General features: G+C 61.4%; 27 protein-coding genes. 16 read left to right on the top strand and 11 right to left on the bottom strand.

The genetic code is table 11. The annotated features are described in order from the left end of the window. Positions 1-587: 587 nt before the first annotated feature. The 6 genes from ABEA10_RS36680 to ABEA10_RS36655 all read right to left on the bottom strand — a co-directional run bounded on the left by ABEA10_RS36680 (position 588) and on the right by ABEA10_RS36655 (position 6,366). Positions 588-2,234 (bottom strand): ADP-ribosylglycohydrolase family protein, encoded by a 1,647-nt coding sequence (locus ABEA10_RS36680; RefSeq protein WP_345472819.1) that lies wholly within the window; start codon positions 2,232-2,234, stop codon positions 588-590. Between the two features lie 56 nt (positions 2,235-2,290). Continuing rightward, positions 2,291-2,938 carry a DarT ssDNA thymidine ADP-ribosyltransferase family protein gene (locus ABEA10_RS36675; RefSeq protein ID WP_345471958.1) on the bottom strand — a complete coding sequence of 216 codons (648 nt, stop codon included), beginning with the start codon at positions 2,936-2,938 and terminating at the stop codon, positions 2,291-2,293. Continuing rightward, positions 2,935-4,335 (bottom strand): 3'-5' exonuclease, encoded by a 1,401-nt coding sequence (locus ABEA10_RS36670; RefSeq protein ID WP_345471957.1) that lies wholly within the window; start codon positions 4,333-4,335, stop codon positions 2,935-2,937. The genes ABEA10_RS36675 and ABEA10_RS36670 overlap by 4 nt, the downstream gene beginning before the upstream one ends. Before the next feature lie 555 nt (positions 4,336-4,890). Next, on the bottom strand, positions 4,891-5,046 hold the full coding sequence (locus ABEA10_RS36665) for an NUDIX hydrolase (protein WP_345471956.1): 156 nt from the start codon (positions 5,044-5,046) through the stop codon (positions 4,891-4,893). A gap of 1 nt (position 5,047) precedes the next feature. Continuing rightward, entirely contained in the window at positions 5,048-6,004 is a 957-nt protein-coding gene (gene hemC / locus ABEA10_RS36660) for a hydroxymethylbilane synthase (RefSeq protein ID WP_345471954.1), read from the bottom strand. Between the two features lie 128 nt (positions 6,005-6,132). Next, on the bottom strand, positions 6,133-6,366 hold the full coding sequence (locus tag ABEA10_RS36655) for a hypothetical protein (RefSeq protein WP_345471952.1): 234 nt from the start codon (positions 6,364-6,366) through the stop codon (positions 6,133-6,135). Positions 6,367-6,496: 130 nt separating this feature from the next. On the opposite strand from ABEA10_RS36655, the gene ABEA10_RS36650 reads away from it, so the two are divergent. From ABEA10_RS36650 to ABEA10_RS36640, 3 genes are all read left to right on the top strand, one after another. Continuing rightward, positions 6,497-6,952: a hypothetical protein gene (locus tag ABEA10_RS36650; protein WP_345471951.1), complete on the top strand. Its 456-nt coding sequence runs from the start codon at positions 6,497-6,499 to the stop codon at positions 6,950-6,952. A 382-nt stretch (positions 6,953-7,334) separates the two neighbouring features. Further along, positions 7,335-8,132, top strand: a complete 798-nt coding sequence (locus ABEA10_RS36645; RefSeq protein WP_345471950.1) for a hypothetical protein — start codon at positions 7,335-7,337, stop codon at positions 8,130-8,132. 846 nt (positions 8,133-8,978) lie between these two features. Further along, positions 8,979-10,652, top strand: coding sequence for a hypothetical protein (locus ABEA10_RS36640; RefSeq protein ID WP_345471948.1), 1,674 nt, complete (start codon positions 8,979-8,981; stop codon positions 10,650-10,652). A gap of 30 nt (positions 10,653-10,682) precedes the next feature. Here the strand turns inward: ABEA10_RS36640 and ABEA10_RS36635 are convergent, their stop codons facing one another. The 4 genes from ABEA10_RS36635 to ABEA10_RS36620 all read right to left on the bottom strand — a co-directional run bounded on the left by ABEA10_RS36635 (position 10,683) and on the right by ABEA10_RS36620 (position 15,470). Next, positions 10,683-12,425: an AIPR family protein gene (locus ABEA10_RS36635; protein ID WP_345471946.1), complete on the bottom strand. Its 1,743-nt coding sequence runs from the start codon at positions 12,423-12,425 to the stop codon at positions 10,683-10,685. Between the two features lie 391 nt (positions 12,426-12,816). Further along, entirely contained in the window at positions 12,817-13,317 is a 501-nt protein-coding gene (locus ABEA10_RS36630; protein WP_345471945.1) for a cytidine/deoxycytidylate deaminase family protein, read from the bottom strand. Continuing rightward, a complete protein-coding gene (locus tag ABEA10_RS36625; protein ID WP_345471944.1) occupies positions 13,318-14,001 on the bottom strand; it encodes a RibD family protein in 684 nt (227 codons plus the stop codon). Between the two features lie 11 nt (positions 14,002-14,012). Continuing rightward, positions 14,013-15,470 (bottom strand): NsdA family TPR-like regulatory protein, encoded by a 1,458-nt coding sequence (locus ABEA10_RS36620; RefSeq protein WP_345471943.1) that lies wholly within the window; start codon positions 15,468-15,470, stop codon positions 14,013-14,015. A gap of 107 nt (positions 15,471-15,577) precedes the next feature. Between ABEA10_RS36620 and ABEA10_RS36615 the strand changes: the two genes are divergently transcribed. The 7 genes from ABEA10_RS36615 (at position 15,578) to ABEA10_RS36585 (ending at position 20,200) form a co-directional block, all read left to right on the top strand. Next, entirely contained in the window at positions 15,578-15,787 is a 210-nt protein-coding gene (locus ABEA10_RS36615) for a hypothetical protein (RefSeq protein ID WP_345471941.1), read from the top strand. A 268-nt stretch (positions 15,788-16,055) separates the two neighbouring features. Further along, positions 16,056-16,337, top strand: a complete 282-nt coding sequence (locus ABEA10_RS36610) for a hypothetical protein (protein WP_345471940.1) — start codon at positions 16,056-16,058, stop codon at positions 16,335-16,337. Continuing rightward, positions 16,334-16,681 carry a hypothetical protein gene (locus tag ABEA10_RS36605; RefSeq protein ID WP_345471938.1) on the top strand — a complete coding sequence of 116 codons (348 nt, stop codon included), beginning with the start codon at positions 16,334-16,336 and terminating at the stop codon, positions 16,679-16,681. Before ABEA10_RS36610 ends, ABEA10_RS36605 begins: the two co-directional genes overlap by 4 nt. Before the next feature lie 58 nt (positions 16,682-16,739). After that, positions 16,740-17,564: an SAM-dependent methyltransferase gene (locus ABEA10_RS36600; RefSeq protein WP_345471936.1), complete on the top strand. Its 825-nt coding sequence runs from the start codon at positions 16,740-16,742 to the stop codon at positions 17,562-17,564. 343 nt (positions 17,565-17,907) lie between these two features. Further along, positions 17,908-18,207 carry a hypothetical protein gene (locus ABEA10_RS36595; protein ID WP_345471934.1) on the top strand — a complete coding sequence of 100 codons (300 nt, stop codon included), beginning with the start codon at positions 17,908-17,910 and terminating at the stop codon, positions 18,205-18,207. After that, the gene (locus tag ABEA10_RS36590) at positions 18,204-19,319 is read left to right on the top strand and encodes a CPBP family glutamic-type intramembrane protease (RefSeq protein WP_345471932.1); all 1,116 of its coding nucleotides are present in this window, start codon (positions 18,204-18,206) and stop codon (positions 19,317-19,319) included. The genes ABEA10_RS36595 and ABEA10_RS36590 overlap by 4 nt, the downstream gene beginning before the upstream one ends. Positions 19,320-19,345: 26 nt before the next feature. Beyond that, positions 19,346-20,200: a hypothetical protein gene (locus ABEA10_RS36585; protein WP_345471931.1), complete on the top strand. Its 855-nt coding sequence runs from the start codon at positions 19,346-19,348 to the stop codon at positions 20,198-20,200. Positions 20,201-20,398: 198 nt separating this feature from the next. Here ABEA10_RS36585 and ABEA10_RS36580 read toward each other — a convergent pair whose 3' ends face one another. Then, on the bottom strand, positions 20,399-20,776 hold the full coding sequence (locus ABEA10_RS36580; protein WP_345471929.1) for a GntR family transcriptional regulator: 378 nt from the start codon (positions 20,774-20,776) through the stop codon (positions 20,399-20,401). 143 nt (positions 20,777-20,919) lie between these two features. On the opposite strand from ABEA10_RS36580, the gene ABEA10_RS36575 reads away from it, so the two are divergent. From ABEA10_RS36575 to ABEA10_RS36550, 6 genes are read left to right on the top strand one after another with little or no spacing between them, the layout of a single operon-like run. Next, positions 20,920-21,261, top strand: coding sequence for an SCO3933 family regulatory protein (locus tag ABEA10_RS36575; RefSeq protein WP_345471927.1), 342 nt, complete (start codon positions 20,920-20,922; stop codon positions 21,259-21,261). Positions 21,262-21,275: 14 nt separating this feature from the next. Then, positions 21,276-22,634, top strand: coding sequence for an FtsK/SpoIIIE domain-containing protein (locus tag ABEA10_RS36570; RefSeq protein ID WP_345471925.1), 1,359 nt, complete (start codon positions 21,276-21,278; stop codon positions 22,632-22,634). Between the two features lie 25 nt (positions 22,635-22,659). After that, on the top strand, positions 22,660-22,941 hold the full coding sequence (locus tag ABEA10_RS36565) for a hypothetical protein (protein ID WP_345471923.1): 282 nt from the start codon (positions 22,660-22,662) through the stop codon (positions 22,939-22,941). Next, entirely contained in the window at positions 22,941-23,630 is a 690-nt protein-coding gene (locus ABEA10_RS36560) for a DUF2637 domain-containing protein (protein WP_345471921.1), read from the top strand. The genes ABEA10_RS36565 and ABEA10_RS36560 overlap by 1 nt, the downstream gene beginning before the upstream one ends. A gap of 12 nt (positions 23,631-23,642) precedes the next feature. After that, positions 23,643-24,011, top strand: coding sequence for a hypothetical protein (locus ABEA10_RS36555; RefSeq protein WP_345471919.1), 369 nt, complete (start codon positions 23,643-23,645; stop codon positions 24,009-24,011). Beyond that, positions 24,011-24,139, top strand: a complete 129-nt coding sequence (locus ABEA10_RS36550; protein ID WP_345471917.1) for a hypothetical protein — start codon at positions 24,011-24,013, stop codon at positions 24,137-24,139. Before ABEA10_RS36555 ends, ABEA10_RS36550 begins: the two co-directional genes overlap by 1 nt. The last annotated feature ends 28 nt before the right edge of the window (positions 24,140-24,167 follow it).

Raw genomic sequence — 24,167 nt, 5'->3', positions numbered from 1 at the left:
CAATCATCAGCGCGACACCACAACACCAGACCGCAACCGGCCACACCCCTGGCCGCGTCACCCGCACGCACACCCATGTGGCGTCGCTACTCGTGCAGGTCGCCGCGCAGTGCGAGGGCATGGCCTCGTTCGATGCGAATGAGACTAGGAATGAGACCAGCAACGGCGAAGGGCGCCTCTCCTGAGGAGAGGTGCCCTTGTTGCAGGTGAGTCGCCTATCGGAATCGAATCAATGGCCCATTCATTACGAGGGGAGATCGACCACTCGTCGGTTACAGATGATCGAACAAGCTGCCTGAGCACATGATCTCTGGTCGTCCGCCTGCGTCCGTGGACGTGCGCATCGACTGTCACTCAGTTGGTCATTCATGCCCCTGTACCCGTCTGGGCAAGAACGGCTTGGAACATGCGTCATGCACTCGACAGTGAGGGACGAGCGAGCATGGCTCGGCTGCCCAGCGCCAAGGAGGGCGAAACATGATCCGCAGGGGCGTAGGGAGCCTTACGTGGGAGACCATCCTCAGCGGCGATCGGCGGAATCGCGGCTGCATTAACCGCCTGGCGGTGATGACAGCCGTCGACAGTCCTTAGTCATCGTTAAAATGTCGACGTGTGGCCACCACAAAGGTAATCAGTTGCTCTAGCGATCCCGCTTCAGACAAACGACGAACAGCATACCCAATCGCATCTTCAGAGTAGTTCCTCTTGGCGACCCATGCCAGGATATCTTCAGTGTCGATATCGATCTGACTAACGTTCGTTCGCCTGCCGCTACCAGTTAGCCCACTATTGTCCCGCGGCCTGACTTTAGACGATACTCGCGGCACCGAAACGAGTTCCTCTTGGACGGAAGCGCGTTCGAGTGCGTTGGCAGGGGATGCGTTCGTCATACTGGCGCGCCTAACCGGATGATTCCATTCAGGCAGCTCACGGACATCCTCGCGCCTCTTCACCAGGAAAGAGGCGCCAAAATCCGCCCTGGTCCAGAGCCATTCAGTGTCGCGTACCCGCGAGGTGGGAGTCCCCTCTATTTGCTCTAGCCAGCCGATTCCGGCTAGCGCAAAGCGGTTCCCTGCGCGACCCACAGCGTCGACCTGGCTCCTTGGAGGAGTCCAATGGAGTAGGTCAGGATAGCTAAAAGAAGGAGCTGGGAGACCAAAAGAGATATCAGTAAGCCGATTAGCTTCACTGACCATATAACGGTAGTCGAGTATTTCTGATTTAGGGACGTCAGGCACACCTTCCGAGGCCCCACAAACCGCAGCGGCCATCGTGGCGATGGTATCGGTGTCTGTCCCCAAGGCGCGGGAAGCTAGTCGGGCCGCCCGAGCGGGGTTTTCAGGAAATGCAGAACTTAGCGCCAAAGCGGCAATAACGGTCGACGTGCCACTGCCGCGCACGGCCTTATCCCGGAGTTGAAGGCAGGTGATGAGTTCCTCGTAAGGCTCATCTTCTGTCGATATGTCACAGGATCGCAGGCGCTCAACAATCTCCTGCACGCTACTGATCGAACGACGGCACTCATCTATTACCGCCGCCCAAGCCTCCGGAAGCGGCTCCTTTGCATCGCGCTCCCAAGTCGGCCGCCATACGGTAGCAAGCTGTGGAACATCGTCAAACAAGGCGACCGCCTCAGCCGCCCTGTTAAGCAACTCATGCCAATCCTCAAGCGCCGGGGCACGCCCCTCTTCAATGGCATTTCCCAGCGCGACGGCATGCAATACGGCGCCGACAAGCGCACGCATATGTCCGTGGGTGGTTATGCTGTTACTTAGAAGATCGCCTATATGAGATTGCAGTGACGCAGGCTCCGATGCGCTCCATACATGAGGTTGAATGCGCATTGCGGCACCGTTTCCGCCCGCTTGCTGCCAACCAGAGAAAAAGTTGCCGTACCAGGGCGCGGCTGTTTTTGCGACGTGTGCAGCGGCCGCTTTAGAGGCACGGCCACCACCAAGCGCATAGTTAGGCCATACAGCAAGTTCCACACGAGCGAAAGCTTCGACGTCGAATCCGGAGTTCGAAATGGCGCGAGCCGTAGAAAGCCGGAGCTGCGTATCGTCGCTATAGCAGCCGGCGGGCAGCAGCACCTCAGCACCGTACTGGCCGCCAACACGGCGCGTCCATGGTAGGGGATTGACCAACGCACGGCCATTGAGGCGACGCTTGAGCCCGACCTCATCAGTTAGCTCGGATATGAATCCAAGCGCATCAGCCCACGTCGCCCAAAGCATTGAATGAGTCACACGACGTCGTCTTTTTTCTATAACTATGTCTTGAGGACGCGAGCTCATCGGAATACCTCTGGCGCGTTCAAAACAGGAACACGCGGGACGGAAGGAAAGGGCGAAAGCATGCCGTAGACAGCATCTTGATGCTCGCCTTCTTTCACATAGATTTTACGGAGTGCGCTGATCGGAACTTTCCCAGGATAGAGAACCTCAGCCTGCGGATCAGTAGTGTACTCGTCTGGCATGCTTGGGTAGCGGGATATCTTCGAGCCGTACCAGCCCCACTCAACTGCGCCAGCAAACAGGGCTTTCAGTCCGTCTACCCCCGTTCCTCGAATGACGCAATTGCTATACGTATTGTTGGTAGTCGTAAAATAAACTCCAGGCGCATCCAGCACAGAGACATCCAATGACAGGATTACCCACCATACATCCTCCGTATTGTGCCAATTCCCCGACACCCCCAACATTCGCCCATTTATGCGACTTATGGACAAATTGACGTAATCGGTCCAGTCGGCATCCTTTAGGCGATCCTCGCAGTTAGGTGTATAAATATGCTCGATGTATTTATCTTCCTCTAGACGGTCCCGAGACAGTATACCGCCACTTGCAAAAATTCCCACTAATCCTTTATTGGTAGTGAAGTGAAGAATTTCCGTAATACCTAGCTCATGGGCATAGGCGAGGATTTCGCTACGACTCATAGCTGCACCAACTCAAAGGTTTCTGGATTCAAAAGCTGAATGATTGTTGATGGGTCCTCTGGCTTGTACCCAACCATTACCGACTTCCGCGCTCGCCCGAGCGCCATCGCGACGAGCCGCCTTAGTTGATCGAGCTGAGTGTCACCCTCTTCACTGCCATGAGGAGTCACTTCGCCGTTGAGGCCAGGCATCAAAACGTGATCGAACTCCAGACCTTTGGCGGAGTGCATCGTACAGAGCGCTATGGCTTCTGTTCCCGTGGGCCACTCGCTTGCGCGTTGTAGTTCGACCCACGGAAGGCCGGCGTTCCGCAGTCTCTGCCGGAGGTAGTTAAACCAGCCGGAACCTCGTACTTGCATAAAGACGACCGACTGATCTGCAAGGTCAACGCGGGTTGCAAGGTGGCGCAGCATGTAGTCGATCTGTTCGCTGTATGTTCCAGCAACGACTATTGGCATAGAGCCTTCACTGTTGCATGCATCGAAGTTGGGGAGTGCTCCGTCGTCATCCAAAGGGATGCCTTCGACCAATGGTCTTGCAAAGGCGGCGATTTGTTTCGTGTTGCGGTAGTTCTTGCCCAGCCTGTGCACGCGGGCGAATTCTGTAACTCCGGCTTCTTTCCAGGAGAAAAAACGAGGGTAGATGCGCTGGATCGCGTCTATGACCAAGGTCATAGAGAACGGCTCGGCTAGATGAGATACTATTGCCCTTATTTGATTCGCATGGAAATCTTGCGCCTCATCGATGACGACAACATCCCAAGGAGGGACATCACTTACCTTCCCTGCTTGCACGGCGACGTCATTCCAGTCGAGGACCCCAGAGGCTTGCTTTTTTGCCGAGTACGGGCCAACCACTTCGTCTAGCAATCGCTGACGCAAGGACTGTTCTACGCGCGGGGAGGTACCGCGGCCATCTCGGCGTGCTGTCAAATAAGATTCAAGGTCGTCCGGCAGGAAACGCCCCAACAAGTATTCGATCTCATCGAGCAAAAATTCTTTCTCCGACTGAAATCCGGTAAGCAAGGGCCGCAAAAGGTCAGTGGATGCGTCACGGTCGATGATATCGACATCGCCGAGAAGATGTTTCGCCCATTTGCCGAACGTGTACACTTCGAGCTGGAGGCCAACACTGCCCGCTATCTGCTGTCGGGCTAGTTCAGTGATATACCCCTCAAGTGTGCGATTATAGGTAAGCACGAGGACGCGAACTGGATCGGCAATGCCAAGCCGATTGCGTCGAGCTAGCCAAGAATCGCACAGCTGCCTAAGTCGGAGGAGGGCTGTCGTCGTTTTTCCACTGCCCGCAGCACCTCTAATGAGGGTATAGCCCGGCTTCGAGTCTGCAAGGATAGTTAATTGCTCGGGAGTTGGAGCCACAGGTGGAAGAATGCGCATAGATGTACACGCTCCCTGTAAGAGGGCATGCCCTGCGAGGGCTCGGACTATGACGTACTAGCTTAGGACTGATGGCTAACCCGCATCAGGGAAACACGGTAGCAACAGCTCCCACGTACGAACGCCCACGCTAAGGCTCAGCGCCGCCACATACAACGGTCAGAGGTCCGATCACTTTGCGTGACGCTGCAACTACGGTACGCAATTATTGGTGGGGCCACTGGGGCTGAGGTGAGAGATGTTCCGGGGGTAGGCACGGCCCAGGAGAGAGGCGCTAGGTCGCCGACTTGGGCGCGCCTGCGGAGACTTCGCCTACGGAAGCAGTCTCTCGTATGCAGACCTAGCCAGCGTACGGAGCCCATTCGCTGGTGGTCCTGGAGATGTCGATTTCAGGCGTTGGCCATCTCAGCTAGCGCGTTGGGCAAGAGGCCAATCTTGGCCTTCTGCAGAGGGACGTGCGCGACGTTGAACTCACTCATTAGTGCGAGTTCGTCGGTCGTGTGAGAGCGGGGGAGCGTCACCCGGACCTCCGAGCGCGCTTCGCACGCACACCTGTCATGCCGAACTAAATGACTTTTCACCAATGTGCACGTACCCGCCCGGCAGATGCCAGCGTCGTTTATACGATGGCTGGACGATCAACACCCAACCGCGCTCGTCGATGAGTATGGCGTGGGCGGCGGTCTCTGGTGTGGCGATGTTGGTGGGCATGTCAGCGGGCGGTGCCGGCGATGAGTTGGCGTGCGCCCTTGCGGGCGAGGGTGGCGGCGACGTATGCGCCGAGTTCGTGGGCGTGGTCGGGGGTGTCCCATTCCTGGGCGTAGGCGAATTGGCCGCCTTCGCGGCTAAAAACCATGCCGAGTAGGGAGAGTTGGCCGTCCGGTGTGGTGGTGCAGTGGCCGGCGATCGGGCTGTTGCAGTGGCCTTGCAGGCCGTGCAGCATCGTGCGTTCGGCGGTGACGTGAATGCGGGTCTGCTGGTCATCGAGCAGGCGCAATAGCTCCACAATGCCCGCGTCAGCCGTACGGCACTGGATCCCGATAACCCCGGCTCCGACCGCCGGGCACATCACATCGAGCGGGAGGACCTCGACCGCTCGGTGTTCCATGCCGATTCGGCGTAGGCCGGCCTGGGCGAGGACCATTGCGTCGAAGCGGTGTTCGCTGTCGAAGCGGGCGATGCGGGAGTTGACGTTGCCGCGTATCCGGTCGACGTGCAGGTCGGGTCGCTTGCGGAGGATCTGCGCTTTGCGTCGTACGGCGGAGGTGCCGATGCGTGCGCCCGCCGGCAGCTCGGCGAGCCTGCGGTACGGAGAGCCGGCGGGGAACAGCACGACGTCGTGCACGTCCTCGCGGAGCAGGTAGGCGGCGAACGTGGTGCCCTCGGGCATCGGGACGTCGCCAGGCACGTCCTTGATGCAGTGCACCGCGACGTCGATCGCGCCCATGAGCAGGTGTCGGTCGATCTCCTTGAGGAACGCGCCCTTACCGCCCAGCTCGGCCAGGTCGCCTTGCCACCGATCCCCCGACGTCTCGATGCCGATCAGCTCAACGTCGATGTTCTCGGCGGAACTTGAGCAGCAGATCGCGAACGTATTCGGCCTGGGCGACGGCCATGGGCGAGGTACGGGAGCCGATGCGGATGCGGAGATCTGGAAGCACCCGCTCAACATAGGACTGTAAGGGCGTGCTCGCCTGCCGTTGCAGCACAGCGCCGCTGTATCGAGTTGTGGGAGCGAGATCGGTGTCCGTCATGGCTTTGCCCTCCGGCGTCGTGGTGGTGTGTTTTCGCAGCCGGTCAACATTGGTTCTGGATCGCGGCCTGTTGTTCAAGCTGTTCGCGGAGTCCGTGAGGGTCATCGGCTGCCAGGGTGCGGAAAAGGCCGGCGCGGAACTCCGCGTTCGTCAGGCGCTTGCGGCGGGTCGCGTACCAGCCGCTGAGCTGATGGCCGCTTCGTCCGCGCCAGATGTGCCAGCCGGAGAACTCCTCGACGAGCGTGGTCATCGGGTCGGAATCCGCGGTGGCATCCATAGCCGGTAGTTCAACGTCTTCGCAGGGACGCCCCAACCTCGTACGGGAACGTCTCGTAGGACGTCTTGGGCGCGGAAACGTCCCTTGAGGGGCTTGAAACGTCCCCTGACGTCACGGGTGAATGGAGACCGTGAACGAGAGGCTGCGCACGACGATGCTGCGTGTCGGCATCACGACAGACGAACTCGCGCGCTGTGTGGGCGTGGATGTGAAGACGGTCGGTCGCTGGATCACGTCGAGTCGTGTGCCGCACCGTACGCACCGCTGGACGGCCGCCAAACGCCTCGGTGTGGATGAGTCCTATCTCTGGCCGGAGGTCGTTGAACGCTCTCTAAGGCGTCGCCAGGAGGCCAGCAAATCCGAACTGGTCGAGTTGTACCCCGACCGGGCCTCCGTCGCTCGGGAACTGTGGTTACGCCTTCTCACTGACGCGCGTGAGCATGTCGACGTCTTGGTCTTCTCCGGCACCTTCTACTCCCAGACCCAACCTCGGGTAGCGCGCATGCTCGCTAAGGCGGCCGGCCGTGGGGTGACCGTACGGCTGTGCTTCGGCGATCCAACTTCGCCGGCTCGTGGCGACACGTGATCGCGAGGAGGCTCTTGGCGGGACGCTCGCGGCGAAGATCCGGTCAGCGCTCACCTACTACCGGTCCCTCATCGAGGTCGACGGGTGCGAGGTGAGGTTGCACAACACGACCCCAGCTTCTGACGGATTCGACAAATCCACGACCCTGGTCCGAACGCCTGGATGCGCTCTTCTCAGAGATTGACGCACAACGCGTCCAGTCAGCAGTGGAAGACATAGCCTCGGGAGATAGCAACCGCGAATTCCAGCGCTGGATGGAAGAGATTAAGCACTCCGAGTAAAGAATATACGCACTTCGGCTATTGGGTGCCGCCAAATCGATCAGCTTGTAAGCGCTCTTAAAGAAGACGCCGCCCTTGCCGCCCTAGCCGTCAGGCGTGGCGTGCGCGCACTCATGCCTTTCGCTGTTGCCTGGCAAGACGCTATCGGTGTCATGACGCGTGAACAACTCGCCAGCGCAAGCAAGATGGACCTGCTGGCCCTAAATACAGTGAAGCTCGTGGTCGATCTGGATGCGCTACTAGGAGAGAAGATATTCTCAGCGCTGCCAATGGAAGTCACCATGGCAACAGAAGACGATCTTGAAGCCTGGGAATACGACGAAGTAGCCGCCCTGATCGATCGGTTCCGCACACTAGTATCAAAGGCATCCACACTGCGGGTCGAGCTGGCGAATTCACCTCTGGTACGAAAGATTAAGGGAGCGCGGGATGCACTTGACCATTCCGCTGATGGCGTGTCACAGGCAGCGAATTCACTCATTGAGTTGATCGATCGACTCATGCGCGAGACGTTCGATCAGGCAACAGTCCTTCGATGGCTGGACGCGAACTTTCCCGGCGATACATCACTCATCCACATCGAGAGAGGCCAGAGACGCCCCACCAAGAGGGCTGAGGCACTCTGTCTCGTCTACGGCGGGGGCAGCGCAGCCCGACCATCTACCGAAACAGACGACGGAACCGGCCCGAGCATCATTCATGACGCTCTCGCACGCGCCATCGTCATAGCCCGAACCAACCTGCAGCGACTCAAGCACTCTGATGGCGACCTTCACAGCGACCGGGAAGAGCTCAGGATGCTCATGTCTGCGGTCGAGGGCGCGCTGATGATCGGGCTCCTGCTCGGGTTCATTGCCAGCGACGACGACGATCAAGCAGCACTGTCTGAGACGGCGTAAGCAGAGCAACGCCTGTTCTTGGTCAGTGCGGCTACCGACAGCCCGGCTCGGAGCCCTAGTCACTCAGTTGGTCACCCGGTCATACGAGAGGCCCCTTGCGAGAAGATCGCAGGGGGCCTCTGGCCTGGGAGCCGCCTGTCGGAATCGAACCGACGACCTATTCATTACGAGTGAGGCTAGCCATGTCCACGGTAGTCCAGATCTGACCGCTGACCTGGACTCTCCCCTCCGACGAGTCCGCAGATGTCCAGTCTTGTCCATAGCAGTTGTTAGCAACCGCGTTAGCAAGCGCCCCGCGCGAACACCAATCGGCTGAAGCCCGGAACACCGTTCGGGAAACCGTCACTCCATCTGGATACCGACGCGACGCCTAACGGTAAAGCCAGTACGGCAGCAGAGGGCCTCGATACCACCCGCCCTCGTCGTCTAACGAAGCCGAGGGTAAGCAGACCATCATTCACAAGACGGATAGGCGCGCCGTTCCGGAGCGCTCGCCTGCGCGAACGGCGCGATGGCGTGACAGGTGGTCTCGCGCAGGTGAGTGCTCCGGCCCGCAGGGGGCTGGGGGTCGCGAGACCCCCGCTTCGCGCTCGCTCAACTCGACTTTGCTCCGTCCACGCCTCCGTCCGAACTCTGACGTTATCGATCACCTTCAACCCGCACGGCGGCTTACCCATAACGCGATCACCCTCTGCGCCAGACATCGGGGTCACCGCCTCGAAGCTAAATCCAGAGGTTCTAGATAATCTGCATCCACCAAATTCCGGAACCTTCTAGTATGGGCAGTTCCGAGCATGTATTATGTATCCTCGGTCGACAGTGCGAATAAGCGGGAAAGATTGAACCATGCCAAAAGAAGACCACCCAGACGATGCCCGCCAGGATCGGGAGCTACCGCTAACCAAAAAACAAGAAACGGTTACCGTTCAGGCTGGAGATGATGCGATCAAATATCTAAAGCAACATCTTGGCCACCCATTCATTAATTGGATATTGGCTGATCCAACCGATAATCTAACCCAACAACAAAACGAGGTCGCACTAATAGTTGCAGACTTCTTGAGAAATCACCTTTCTGATCAGCCTGAAATTCCTGCCGGCCTGGCCATGTCCCCCCTGACACAATACAACCCACAGCTAGGAACGACGGCGCTCAATTATCTCCACCGCTATGTAAAGCAGGAACCTCCAACTAGACCATACGAACTCGGAGACGATCTCCTAAATGCGCTAGCCGATCTCGCAGCAGAGAGCTACGGAGAGCTACTCATCCCATCCGAGATGGGGCTCTTTACCGGCAGCATCATGTCACCGATCGGGGATCGAATAGTCAAGGCCGTCAACGCCGAAGGCATTTTTCCTTCGACAGATGACGATCAATCGGGCCTTCGCTCCGTTCTTGTCGAAACGTCCGCCGGCATTGCGACAGGATTTCAAATCATCTTCTTTGGTTCCGGCGTACTTCAAGCAGCATGGGAACTCGCCAAGCTTAAGAAGCCAGTCCCCAATCTTGATGAGCTAATCGAGATGCTTCCCACGGCCTTGAGGCAGGCGCGCTCCCTTTTTCGCGGAGATCGAACAAAAGTCATCTCACTCGTAGCGCTAACAGGGATACAACTCCCTGAGGGCATGGAGATATCTGGCGACTGGGGGCGCATCCGTAAGGCAAGAGACGAAGATCATCCGCCATTTTTGAAGCAAATGGTGGAACGTCGGACGTCAGCTACGACGCCAGAAGGTGACACCGTCGAGATCACCGATGCCGGGGATGTAATTCTTGAGACATCCGTTGGAATGACAATGAAGGTGACACAGGTATTCCACGAAGAGATATCCGCTACGACCAGTACGGCCGAAGACGTAGACAAGCTGGTCGATCGAGTACGCCTCGCCTTCTCTCTTGCCGTCAGTCGTGAACATAGACCCGTATTGGTTTCTACCTGGCGCAGGTTCATCATGCCATTGAGTGGAGGCGGCATCAGCTACAACGATCCGCAACATATGGCTCAAAGATATCCATCGGTCCTATCGACGAAAGAGGCACAATCATGGAATGAGTGGATCGATCGCATAGAATCGATCGATATAAATCCTCTGGGAGTCGCCGTGAACCGTACACTACGTGCGGTTTCCGAGCGGAGGGATCATTCGGATATGCTTATCGACTCCGTAATAGCATGGGAATCGCTTCTAGGCGCGACCAGCGAAAGCGTATTGAGGGTTTCGGCGGCGCTAGCAAAGTTGTTGCATCCGCCAGGGGCGGTTCGGAATCGAGCCCGCACTCGATACAAGAACATTTACACTACGCGAAGCAAGATTGTTCATGGCAACAACAAGGCGCGACTGACCGCTGAGCAAATTCGACAAGACGCAATGGAAGCCACAGACGTTGCCCTCGCGGCGATCCGGATCATGCTAGTCCAGCAACGTCAGCTTCTCCCACTGGATAGCGATGAGCGAAGCTTGAGAATACTGCTGGACGATATGACACATCTAGACCCTCTGGATTCCGAGAGCTAGTTTCACCTGTCGTAAGCAATATGGGGCTGGTTAGTCGGCGGGGTGCCCAGGAGCTGAGGTTTGAGGCTCCCGCATTAGCAACGAAATCAGTTCCTGAGTAAATTGCTGGCGCTTCAGCCGATCGGATGTTGGCATAGTACCTCCCGCTGCAGCTACTACGCTCTCTGCGGCAGCTCGAAACATGGCGACTTGCTCAGGCTGCTTCAGCGCCTGTATTATCGCCGCACTCTGCTCCTCGCACTTTGGGGAATTAAGTCGCGCGGACGGCCCGCCGAGTATCTGATACTTACATGCCATCAAGATGTGATAGCGAGCTGGTTTGAAGATCGGATCCAGGCCGGTCCTGAATGCGTTCTCTATTCGATACGCGGCAAACGCGCTCGCGACATAAGGTAGGAGTTTATGCTCCTCTTGGAATATCGACGTCCCCACGGCATCATATAGTCGTGCCGTGTAGCGCGCCGCCGAGTGCGGGTTATCCAAAAATACTGCCGATATCGAACGAAGTTGATCGCTGACCGTTACGATCCGAGTCTTGGTCACCTCCGCACTGTAAAACTGACCCGACCTGCGCTCATAAATCAGTTTTACGTCGGCAGGGTCTAGCTTGTAGTAATCTTCGAGCTTTTTCTGGAATTTCGTAAGGGCTACGAGATCATTTTCCTGAACAGCAGTCTGCGAATTGGTTGCTCGAATTATTCTGGTAGCAACCTCTTCGTCTTGAGTGACTACAAGGCGAATTGGGACGAAGACCGACATCACCGCGTCACCAAGCGATTCTCTAGAGAGGTGAAGGCAGTGGCTCGTCTGACATCCATTCACCACTTGGAATCCAGAAACGGCTACTGCATCGCCAGGCTTGGGCGTGTATGAGGAAGCGACGACAGTTACGCCGTTGTTAAGCACAGGAAGGAGATCCCGCTCTTGCGAGGTTAGCGTATTTATAATCTGGCGATTTACGGGATTTTCCTCCCCCTTAAACCCTCTTACGTTGTCGTAAAAGACGCGCTCATCCAAGGTTCCGTCGTCCGCCTGCACTAGCTTGAGGAGTTCGGCAACCGATACGACACCCAGTATTGCCTGGTCGACACCCGGCATCTTAGGTAGGTTTACCTGCTTCTCGAGTTGAAGTTCGACCTCGTTAGCATGGTTCTTCCTTATCCAGGCGTCATGGAGGTCATCGGCTCCAATGACCTCCATATTTACCCTACCGACGAAACCCAGATCACGGATGCCGTTCGCGACCTCTTCCGCCCTTTGCGCAACGATCGGATCGTCAGTTGCCGCCTTGGGGGCCGATGTCGAAAAGTGCAAATAGACAGATGGAGGGGACTTGAGAATAGCTGCATAGTCGGAGAACACAACACCTAGCGCGGATGCCAATTCCTGCAGTCGAGGAAATTCAGGAAACCCATCATTACGAAGGAATCTCTGTACCGTGCTACCGAATGCAAGTATATCGGCGCTCTTAATGCTAGTAGAACGTTTTGCCTGGATGAAGTAAATGGACGCATCTATCTTGCCAGCTGCCTCGCAGATTTCTCTCACGTCACTTACATCCCAGGCTAGTTGCTCATTAATCTCCAATGCCACAATATCGATACCGACGGTCCCGGCATCAAGAAGGAAATCGGTCTTTTCTGCTTGGGCAAGTAGGTTGTCTGGGAGCATAAGGCTGGCACTGAACAGCTCGAATGCATCGTCATCATTTACGCGCTGAAGCTCTTCGCTTTCTTTAAATTTATTGAATAGTCCCTGAATTAGAGGGTTCATTTTTGCTCCAGACGACCTGCTGACACTATCGAGCCGCCAGTCTACCGCGGTTCTGCTTGCGCGGTGGAATACGCCGATAGAGTACCGTGACCGTTTTTCTCGTGATTGCGAGTCCAAAAAAGACGCCTAGAGCCCGCATATGCTGGTCAAGCGAGATGCGCTGGTACAGCGACGGTCTCTGCCGGGGTGAGCTTCGAACTTCTAGCGCTTTGATGGCTTCCACCGATGCAAGGGCGGACGACCGGTTCGGGACGGGACCGGCCCGCAGAGGCCGCACGCCCGGCCCGAAGGCGGTCGGCCGCGGGCGGCCCGCGTAGCGGGGTGCCCTTGAAGACGTAGAGAAAGTTCTCATCCGGCAGGTTCGCCGGTGCTGTCCTCGCGGGTTCTGCCTCTAGGTTGCTGGCGCTGATGATCCGCCGTTGGTGTCGGTGTTCAGGATGTGGGCGTTCATGGCGGTTGCGGCGTCGGCGAGTTCGGGGATCTCCACGACGGTGATTCCGGCGGCTTCCAGGGCTGTGACGCCGTGGGCGTCGGAGACGAAGATCGGTGGTTCGCGCCATGCGATGACCACGCGTCGGATCCCGGACGCGATGATCAGCTCGGAGCACGTACGGGGCCGGGACTTGCGTCGTGTGCAGGGCTCAAGGGAACTGTAGAGCGTGGCTTCGGGTAGGCGCTCGTCGTCGGGTGTGAGCTTGCTCAGTGCGGACTCTTCCGCGTGGTAGTGCGGTTGCTCTCGTGAGTAGCCCTGGGAGATCTCCGAGCCGTGCGCGTCGACGATCACGCACCCGACCGAGAACGCGGTGTCGCTGGGTGGGCACCGTTTGGCCAGATCGATAGCGAACGACAACCATTCGTAGTCGTTGGAGCAGCCCGGTGGTACGAGAGGCAACTACTTGACCTTCTCCCTGGGGAGGTAGCGCAGCAACGCGATGTCTCCGATCGTGCGGGTCTCTGCGAGGGTCATCCGGTTTCCCGGCCCGTTCGGGAAGCCACCCGCGTTGACGAACCGCGGGGCCTCAGGGTCACCGAGGAAGAACGGTGCGATCGCAAGATGAATCTCATCGGCCAGGCCGGCGGTGAGGAACTGTGTGTGAATCGTCCCGCCACCCTCGACCATCAGACGCTTGATGCCTCGCGCTCCGAGGTCATCCAGCATGGCTCCGAAGTCGAGCGTAGCTCCCAGACCGGCGATGTCGGCGAGGCCCCCAAGTCGTTCACGCAGCTTGGGAACGGCGGCGTCCGGGCAGTAGATCAGCTTGTCCCCGCCGTGGTGCCAGAACTTCAGGTCGCGGTCAAGATCTCCGGTACGAGTGATGGTGATCTTCAGCGGGTACGGCGGCAGCCCTCGCGCCTCGCGCTCGTCCCGCCGCTGTGCGGAGTTCACCAGTAGCCGGGGGTTGTCACGGCGGAGCGTCGTAGCTCCGATGAGGATCGCATCAGACTCGGCGCGTACCTGGTCGACGCGGTCGAAGTCGGCTTCATTGGACAGCAGGAGCCGTTCCGGGGTGGTGTCATCGATGTAGCCGTCAACGGACGTGGCGACGCTCAGCAGGACGTAGGGGCGCATGGTCATGTTGTGGGCTTTCAGTCCTTTTCCTGCGGGAGGGTGGTGGTCAGATAGTCGCGGAACTCCGCCACGTCCGGAACCCGATGCCATTCCGCCAGTTGGCGGTCAAGGCGGGCCAACTCGTTGATTAGGCGACCCGACTCAGTCTCGATTGCGACCGACAAAGCCGCCTTGCCCACGTGCGCGGCCTGCTCGACGTCACCTGCCCCTGCACGCGCCTGCGCCTCACGGGCGAGATATACACCACGGTCACGGTGGAATCCTTGGGGAAGGTCATCGATCGCGCGACGAAACATCCCAGCGGCACCGTCGTGATCTCCCAGTAGGGCAAAGCAACGGGCGCGCTCCACATCAAGGTAGGCGTCGTTCATCCATACCGCCCATGGTGACTCAGGGTCCGCATCGAGATCGGCCAGCGTGGCGCGGGCCTCGTCGATCATCCGCAGTGTGGCGTCTCGATCGCCGTTGAGCGCGTGCCCGTGAGCCGCAAAAGCCGCCGCAGCGGCCTTGAGCTTGCTTCGCGGGGTCGCCAGATCGAATGCAGCTTCGGCGAAGTCCAAAGCTCCGGCCACGTCTTGCATGTCTCCGGCAAGCTGGCTTTTACGCGCGTATATGTATGCGGGCATCTGGGGATCTCCCGCGCTCTGTGACCAGGTGAGCGCGCGGTCGGTCCATACTCGCGCCTCGGAGAAGTCGCCGGCATCGTGATGCAACCAGCTTGCGAATTCGCCGTACCAAGCCTGGAGGCGTTGCAGCGCACGGCGGTCGGCGCCGTTGGCGGTGCTACGGAGTTGCTGAATGACGGACACGTGTTCATGCACGGTCGGGATGACGTGCCGGGGGCCGAGCAGATTATCCGACTCGACAAGCATCAAGCGCATGCGCTCAAGGTGTTCGATCGGACTCGGCTCGGCGGCGGTCGTAGCGGCGAGTCTAGAGGTAGGACGTACTGACCTGTCGCGTGCCTGGCCTGCCGTTGCGGCGGCCACGCCTCCGAGTAGGAACGTTCGGCGCGGAATGGACACCCAGATGATCCTTCCATCGCTGGCACGACAAGGGATCGCTACTCCCTCAGTGTCCGAGACTACCGGTATGTCCGTTACCGACCTGTTGTCGGTCGCTGTCGCTGGCTCCTGGGCGTGGGCAGTCTGCTGCGGCGGCGGTCGAAGGCCCCGGGTACGCGGGGCTAGGCCAAAGGCCATCCGGGCTTCGTCTGGCATCCCGAGACCGTCTGCAATGCGGCGGAACATATCCATCCGCTCAACGCGCATGACGTCGTTCATGTACTTACTGATCTTGGGCTGCGTCGTCCCGAGCACGAACGCGAGTTGAGACTGTGAAGCGCCTGAGTACTGCGCGACAAGCTTCAGTAACTGGCCGATGGTGCCGTTTGCCGCTCCGGCTGCGAGGGCGGCGGGCATATCGGCGTGCGTCCAGACCGAATCCGGCACGTTGATCGGCAAGCTTGCCCGCATGGCATCCCCTCCCGTCGCGGTACGAGCCTATATGCCCGCCGGGTATACCCATCGAGCATGCCTGCTGGGGATGGGTTTTCGCGCGCTCATCCTCGAAGTTGGTTCGTATGGACAGCGCGGTACGGGTCGCATCGATTGACCAGGCACGCAAGGCGTCGAAGAGGAAGACGCCGGGCTTGACCGAGTCCGAACGTCAGCTACTGCTGGCCGAGGTCGCGAAGATTTCTGCGGAGTTGGGTGAGTTGCAGGCGTGGGCCGCTGAGATCACGCGGCGCGTCACCAACCATGCAGACGAGCGAGCGGACCGGACCGCATAAGCCCAAGCGTCGCGTTCGGGCCGGCGCTCGGATGTGAAGGCTCTGCCTGGAACCGGGTCATTCAGCAAGCCTCGCGAGCGACGCTGCGAGGCATCTCCGGCTGCAGGAGCGCCGGCCTGAACGTGACGTGTCCTTAACCCGTCGTCTGAGAACTCTAGGAAGCGCTGATGTTGGAAGTCCGTAAGCCGAGCCACCGGGGCCGAGTGATGACCGGCGCTGACGGCCGAAGCTGTCGGGCGACTTCGGCAATCGAGCAAGGGAAGTCGCTATGAACATCGACGCCCACGACCGCGAGCTTCGGCTGATCACTGGGTTGTGTCGGGAGTTGGCCAAGCTCGGTCTGAACGTGGGAATGAGTGATGCTCGGCCCGCGGTGCTGGTTCGCAAGCAGGGTGAACCTGTTCTGATGATCACGATGGATGGCTCGGGGGGTTTCTTCGAGTGGTCCGAGGGTGAGAACCGGCATCCGGCCATCGACATGGCGGGGGCGGCGGCAGCCGTCTCCGAGCACGTGAAGAACCCGCAGCCGGGGCCGGGTGAGACGTCGTGATCTCGCGTGAAGGCCTGGCTGGTTGGGTTCCCGCGGGCAGTTTGGCTCGACGCTTCAAGCGCGGCGGGTCGATGGTCGCTGACGATGCGGAGTGTTTCGAGCAGGCCCGGCGAATCCAGGAAAGTCACCGCGATTGGTTAGTCATGTGGTCGCCGTGGCATCGAACGTTTACCGCGTTCAGTTGCTTTACCCCCGACGCGTTGGTGGTCGACGAGCCGACCCCCGAAGCTCTGGTCAACGCGATGCTCCGGGTGGAGCTGCATTACAGCCCCACCCGCATCGACACCCTTAGCAGCTTTTCTCCGCCCTCACCGGACCAGCAACAGCGCTCGAATGTACGTTGACCGCCGCATATTCACCTACACATCCAGCCCGCCCCTTTTCGGAAAGAACCGTCCCTCCATGAATGACGACGTGCCTTCGCAACCGCCGTTCAACGTGACCACGCCGACACCGGCACGGATCTACGACTACTACCTCGGCGGTAAAGACAATTTCCCGGCCGACCGCGAGGCGGGCGAAAAAGTCATGCGAGTGTTCCCTCAGGCACCGGAGCTCGCGCTGGCGAACAGGGGATTTTTGCTGCGTGCTGTGCGGTACTGCGCCGACGCGGGGATTGACCAGTTCATCGATCTAGGGACCGGTATCCCGACATCCCCGAACGTCGCTGAGATCGCCTGTGCCTTCAACCCGCGCGCACGTGTGATCGGTGTGGACAACGATCCGGTCGTGCTCAGCCACCAGCGCGCGCACGCCTCATCCGTATCCGGCGGCTACACGATCGTGGAGGGCGACGTCCGGCGGCCGTGGGCGATCCTGGCCGACTCACGTCTGAACGAGGTGATCGACCTGTCGCGGCCGGTCGCGGTGCTGTGCGTGGCGGTGTTGCACTTCGTCCCTGACGCTGAGGACCCGGCCGGAATCCTGGGGGCGTTCACCGACACCATCACGGCCGGGAGTTACCTCGCCGTCTCGGCGGTCACCTCCACCGACACCGACCCGGCGGTCGTTACTCAGATCGAAGACGCCTACAAGAACGCCTCAGCACCGCTGATCTTCCGGACCGCCGATCAGATCCTGTCCTGGTTCGGTCCTTCGTTGGACCTGGTCCATCCCGGCTTGCTGGATGTCTCCCAATGGCCTACCGGCATCGGCATCCCCACCGATGTGCGCATCCTCGGCGGCGTGGCGCGGAAACGAAGGCGAGTACACCCGCCCGGCGCCTGAACCCCACGGGTTGGCGCCATGCCTCCCGTTGGCTGATCCTCTGGTCTCGGCATCGACGCCGTTGCAACGCCTATCCGATGTTCGGCAACGGCCTGAGCATCGTCGAAAACCCCGATCCTGTTGCGTTCCTTGAGGCGTACCACCGGATCGAGCATGTCGCGGCGCGCCCCGAGGCGCTGCCATCTGTGGATAGGAGGTGGTCTATCGACAGCTAATCCCCTGAAGACACGACGCCCTTCCAGGTGCTGAGCGGGATCGAGGGGTTTCTCTCAGGCGCCTGGTTCATCGCCCTACTTCCCTATCACGACAAACCAATTCATCGCGACAACCAGAGAAGGACTGTGTGACCGTACAGGTGGATGCCCTACAGCCTTATGCGAGAGTGACCCGTCATCTTCAGCAGTTGGAAAAGGCGCTAAGACAACTGGACATCACTGCGTTTCGGGACTTGGACATGAACGGCGGGAGCCGTATCGCGCTGCTGGTATATGGAGCCGAAATCACGTGCCGGACCAACCCGGCCGATGCTCACCACTACTGGTACTGGTGGAGGAACGAACCCGTTCATCCCGCTCACGGCATGGACGAGGCACGTGAGGCCGCCGAGAAGCTTCAGCAGCAGATCGCGCAGGTATCGCAATGAGCGGCGTTCGTTCACTCGATGAACGCGTTCGCGCCGGCCTGGAGGCAATGGCCGGGGCATGGCTGCCCGAGCCTGCACGCGTAGCGCAGCCCATCCGGACGACAACCGGACGCGCCTACACCCAAGCGATCACGTTCTTCGGCCTGACGCTCGGCGTGTTCGCCGTCGTCAGCACCCTGTCCGGCGCAGCCGCCTGGGGTTTGCACCCGCACTGGGCGGCGTGGGCAAGCCGGTGGACGGCGCTGGGTCTGTGGGGCACGCTGGCCGTCTTAGCGCTGTGGCTCGCCGCTGTATGGAAGTGCCGTCTGGTCTGGGTGTGGACCATCGGCATCGTCAGCCTGGTCGCCGCATACGCCGTGTTGACCGGCGGTGCGATGCGTACGCCGGATGGCCTGTATGACGTGACCGCCGCCGTAACCGCAGTACTGCTGGCCATCGCACTCGCCGACCGGCACGGCGTATCCGTCCTCCGCCTGGGATTCGGCGATCCGCGCCGCCCGCACCCGGGCGGGCGGCAGCAGACCTTCCGGGTCTTCTGGTGGGCCGTAGCGAGCGCCTACCTGGCCGACGCCGCCGCCATCTTGATCATCGCGGCCGGTGGCTCAACCGGGCAAAGCCCGATCCACCCCCACGAGCCCGCGCTGGGTGTGCTGGCGCGGATGGTCGGCTCCAGCGTCGTGGAGGAACTCCTCGTCGCTGTGGTGGTCCTGGCCTTGGAGGCGGGACGCCGACCGGCGTGGCAGATGTACGTGCTGCTGGAGGTCATGCGGGTCAGCTACCACACCTACTACCAGACGGCCGCCCTGTCTCTGCTGCCGATGGGTGCGATCAGCATCTGGCTCTACCGGCGCACCCGCCGGCTCACCCCGATCATCGCAGCCCACCTCATCACCGACATCGCCTCCTGGGGCATCCGTGGACTCACCGCCGGCGGCGCCATCATGGCGGCGGTCTGCCTCGCGCAGATCGTGCAGAGAAGGGGCTCGGTCAGACCCACGAACGAGGGATATCCCCGGGCCAGTGTGCTGCGTCGCGAACCCGGCGACGGCCCAATGCACACGCCTGGCAAGGACTATCAGACCGACGCGATCGCGATTCCTCGGGACTCGTGATGACAACTTCCGATCCAGGAGTGCACATGTCTGCCGCTTCATGTGAGTTCGTAGCCGTCACCGCCAACCTTCGCTATGGCGGTATCGACCCACAGACCCTCGACGACTCGTCCCTGTGCGACACGATCGAGGCCCTCGGCGGCCTCCGGGCCGACGTCGTCGGGCTCCAAGAGATCGATGCCGGCGGTAACCCACACGACATATGGCGGAACTTCTACCGACTCGCGAACGAGCTGGGTATGCATCCCGTGCTCGGCCCGAGTGCCTCGTTCAAGACCACGACCGGTAATCATGTGGGCATCCTGGTCCGCACCAGCGGTGGTCTGCGGGTCAAGAATCAATGGCCCGCGTCAGGCGCGGCCGGTACCAAGGTCCCCTGGTGCTGCGCCGAGATCTCGGTGCCGGGTATGTCTGAGACGCTTTATGTCTACAGCGGACACCTGCACGCTCGCAGTGAGACTGAGCGGGTCCGGGTCATCGAAACTCTCACGAGCCTCATCACTGCGGGCGATCAGCTCGCGATATGGCTGGCCGATAACAACGGCTACCCGCGTGAGCCGGCGGTCAGCTCCGAGGAGTTGAAGAAGCTTCCCCGGCACTTGCAGTTGACGAGATGCATCGAGGGCTCCGAGGGCGATCTCACCCCGAACTACACCGTCTGTGACACTCTCGTCCGCGCTGGCCTGCTCGACGTGGCCGCGGTTCTTCCCCCGAGCCGACGGGAGCCATCAGAGCTGTGCGCAACCGGTAAAGGTGGCGCCCGCGTCGACCGCGTTCACGCCGTGGAGCGACTCGCGAAAACAGCCAAGCGCTATCAGCAAGTCGAGACCGGCTCGGACCACCAGGCCTGCGCCGTCACGTTCGACCTGTCTCGGCTGTAGCCCGCGGACCGGCAGGTACTGCGAGGTGTGGGGGTCCGCGGTAACCGTGTCGAGGTAGCCGAGTACTGACGCTGACCCGATAGATACGGCCCCGGGCCGCTCAAGACGAGCGCCCGGGGCCATCACGTGCCCAACGAAGGAACAGCCGGATCACCCGGCGTCCTGCCTCTATTCGGCTTCAGGGTCTCACGCAGTCGATCAAAGGTTCTTCGTGCGCTGGTCAAGCTCTGCAAGTTTGGCGGCGAAGCCTTTGAGCTGGGTGCGGATCTCCTGGAGCTGGTCGAAGAGGACGTGAAACTCCTCGCTGTGCTCCGGCTCGCCGGCATGGTCGGGCTGGCTCTCAGGGAGCGCGATCACCATGGTCCGGCTCCCCTGTCGGCTCTCTAGGTAACCTTCGCCGCGCAGAACCTCGACCGCGCGATCCACAGTCATCTTCGCTGCGCTGAACCGTTCGGCCAGCTCTCCGATTGACGGGAACGGTTCACCGATCGGGTACTTCCCGGCGGCAAGCTCTTCTCGCAGCTCATCCGCGATGCGGACGTACAGCTTCCGGCGGTCGGGATGCGTGCTGGCCATGGGCCAAGACTAGCTCATCCAGCTCAGGTTTCTAGGTTCCCCAAGAAAGTCGTCCGAGATCGCTTGCTTTCCCATCATCTCTAGGTATCTTAGAAATCAGAGCTTCCTAGAAAACTGGGGAGCCAAGATCCTTAGGGAGCAACGTGCAGAACATCGGTATCCCGGTCGACACCACCGCCCTGACCTTCGTGTGCGTCGCGCCGCCGCAGCCGAAGATCACCAACCGCGAGACCGGGGAAGTCAAGGTCGACAGCGAGGGCCGGACCGTCTTCCAGGTCGGCCTGTCGGTCGCGAACGAGACAGGCCGGATCGACCTCGTACAGGTCAACGTCCCCGGTGACCCTCAGATCCAGGTGGGACAGATCGTCACCGCCTCCGACCTGATCGCCCGGCCGTGGAAGCAGGTGATCGGCGGCCAGGAACGCCACGGAATCTCCTTCGCCGCCTCGGCCATCGTCCCCGCGTCCGCCGTCCGGGCCGCCTGAGCGGAGGCGGACAGATGTTCGACAAGGCAACGCTGATCGAAGCGCTCGCGGTCCTTGTCGCCGTGGTCGCCGGGGGCCTGGCGTGGCGGCGGTTTCATCCGCTGTCGTTCTGGCTGTGCGTCGGGTTCCCGGCCCGCGCGGTGTGGCTATACGCGACCTGGCAACACGTCGCCTCGGCCTGCAAACTGACCCACAAGCGGCGGCGATGGCGCGTCACGCTGGATTCCGTCCCGGTCCTGGGCGCCGCCTCCCGCGAGGCAACCGCGATCGTGGAACGCCGCCACCTGCGGCGCGTCGAGATCGAAAAAGCACCCCGGCTGGGCCTGATCCGGCCATCCCAGCACGGCTGGCGCCTGCCGATCCGGCTGAACGACGGGCAGATCCCAGACGACTTCGCCAAGGTCGCCGAACGCCTCGCGCACGCCTGGCGCGCCCACGCCGTACGGGTGCTGGACTCCAAGCCCGGCAAGGTCGTACTGATCGCCACCCGCAAGGACCCCCTCGTCACGGTCCCGCCGGTCGATCCGACGCCGGATGACCTGCTGACCGTACGGCCCGGAGTGCTGGAGAACGGGCGGCCGTGGGTGATCGACTTCAAGACCGTCCCGCATTGGCTGTTCGCCGGGGCCACGCAGTCCGGCAAGTCGACCCTGCTGAACGCGATCATCCGGGGCCTGGCTCCCCAGCCGGTCGCGCTGGTCGGGTTCGACCTTAAGGGCGGGGTCGAGCTGACCCCGTACGTGGTGCGGATGTCCGCACTGGCCACCACGCGGTCCGCCTGTGTGCGGCTGCTGGACGGGCTGGTCTCGGAACTGACGCACCGGATGGCCGACTGCCGCGAACACGGCGTACGGAACGTATGGCGACTCCCCGAGGAACTGCGGCCAATCCCCATCGTCGCGGTGGTCGACGAAGTGGCCGAACTGTTCCTGATCGCCGACAAGGCCGAAAAGGAAGAGGTAGCCAAGACCTCCGTCGCGCTGCTGCGTATCGCACAGCTCGGGCGGGCGTTCGGGGTCTACCTCATCGTCTGCGGCCAACGCATCGGATCCGACCTCGGACCCGGCGTGACCGCACTCCGCTCGCAACTGTCCGGCCGCGTCTGCCACCGGGTCAACGATCCAGAGACCGCGGCCATGACCCTCGGCGACATGGACCCGGCCGCGCTGGAGGCCGCCCGCGCCATCCCTGCCGAAACCCCCGGCGTGGCGATCGTGGCCGGCAGTGACGGGTCCTGGCATCGGGCGCGCTCAGCGCTGACCACCGAGGCCGACGCCGAAGCCGCCGCCCGCGCCAACCGCCACCTCACCACCCCATGGGCGCACCTGGTCCGCACCGGCCCGCGCGCTCTCCCCGACGACCAAGCCGCCTGACCCCCGATCTCCCGGAAGGCTCGCCATGACAAACGTGATCCCTCTGCACCGCCCCGCCGCTGTCCCGTCCCCTCGTTCCCGTCCCCGGGACGGCCGCCGGTCCTCGTCCCGCCGTTTCGTCCTCGACCCCGTCCGCCTCACCTTCGACCCCACGCGCGGCGTCCACATCGCCATCTGCATCCGGTGCACCGAGACGGAGTCCGCCTACCCGGACGAGCTGGGCTGGCTGCTCGACTGGGCCGACACCCACCACTGTGACCCCGAGCTGGCCTCGCTGCTGGACTCCTGCGACCAGAGGGCGGCGTGATGCCTCGCCTCGGTAGCCTCCTGGCCGACTCCGGACCGGTCCTCATCCTGGCGGCAATCGCGGCGGCGGGCTCCTTCACCCACATCCGCGACACCGCAAACCAGCACGGTCAACACGGCTGGATGGCCTGGGCAATCGCCGTCTGTATCGACCTGACCTGCGTCATGGCCGCCCGCGAGCGGCAGCGCGACCGCCGTACCGGCCGCCGTACCGGGCCGGTGTCCTGGCCGACCCTCGTCCTGTCCGGCGGCGTCTCGCTCTCCCTGGCCGCCAACCTCGCACAGGCCGAACGGACCGCGTGGGGCTGGTTGACCGCTGCCACTCCGGCGGGCGCGTTCCTCGTCGCCGTCTCGATGCTCGAACGTCGCTCGTCCGGCCGCCGACCCGTCCCGGACGACTCGGCGAGTGCGCCGTCCCCTGTGCCGCCATCCTTCGGCCGCCCGTCCTCTGCTCTCGTCCCTGTCCCGGACCGCCAGGACGACCAGGACGAGCAGGCCGAACCGGACGCAACCAAGCAGACGGCGTCGCCGGGGGCACCGCCTAACGAACTGCTCACCTTCGCCCGCCGCGTCGCCGACGAACACCAAACCCGGCACGGACGGCCGATCACCCGCGATGCCCTGCGGGCCCGGCTGGGCGTGTCCAACCAACTCGCCTCCGACCTGCTCCGCCAGATCCGCACCGCCTGAAGGGAAACCCCCATGACCGCGCAGCCGACCGTTCCCGACGATCTGTTCGCCCGTACCCAGACCATCGCCGGCCTCCGCGCCCTGGCCGATTTCCTGGAGAACAACCCCGACATCCCGGTCCGCGAGTACGGCGGGGACTACACCGTCTTCCCCCGCGCCGACGACGACGCGGCCGAACGCGCCGAGATCAACCGCATCGCTGCCGTACTCGGCGAGACGGTCACCGACGACACCGGACGCGGCGGGCACTACTCGGTGTCCAAGACCTTCGGACGTATCACCTACAACGCCATCCACGTCCCCACCGAACGCCAGGCCGCACACGACGCGCTGATGAGCTACGCCCCGGTCTTTCACCCCGACCGCTACGCGACCGCCTGATGAATCTCGTCGACCGACCGGCCGACATCCCGCCGATCAAGAAATTCCAGTGCTGCACCTGCGGCGGAACCGGCCTCGACTCCCACGGCGACATCTGCGAGCACTGCGAGGGCCTCGGCTTCTGCTGAGCCTCGACGCCCCCGGCGTGGCCACACA

This window comes from Actinoallomurus oryzae (genome assembly GCF_039541955.1).
GTDB lineage: Bacteria > Actinomycetota > Actinomycetes > Streptosporangiales > Streptosporangiaceae > Actinoallomurus > Actinoallomurus oryzae.
The sequence above is the reverse complement of the archived record's forward strand: the minus strand, read 5'-3'. Positions and strand labels throughout refer to the sequence as shown.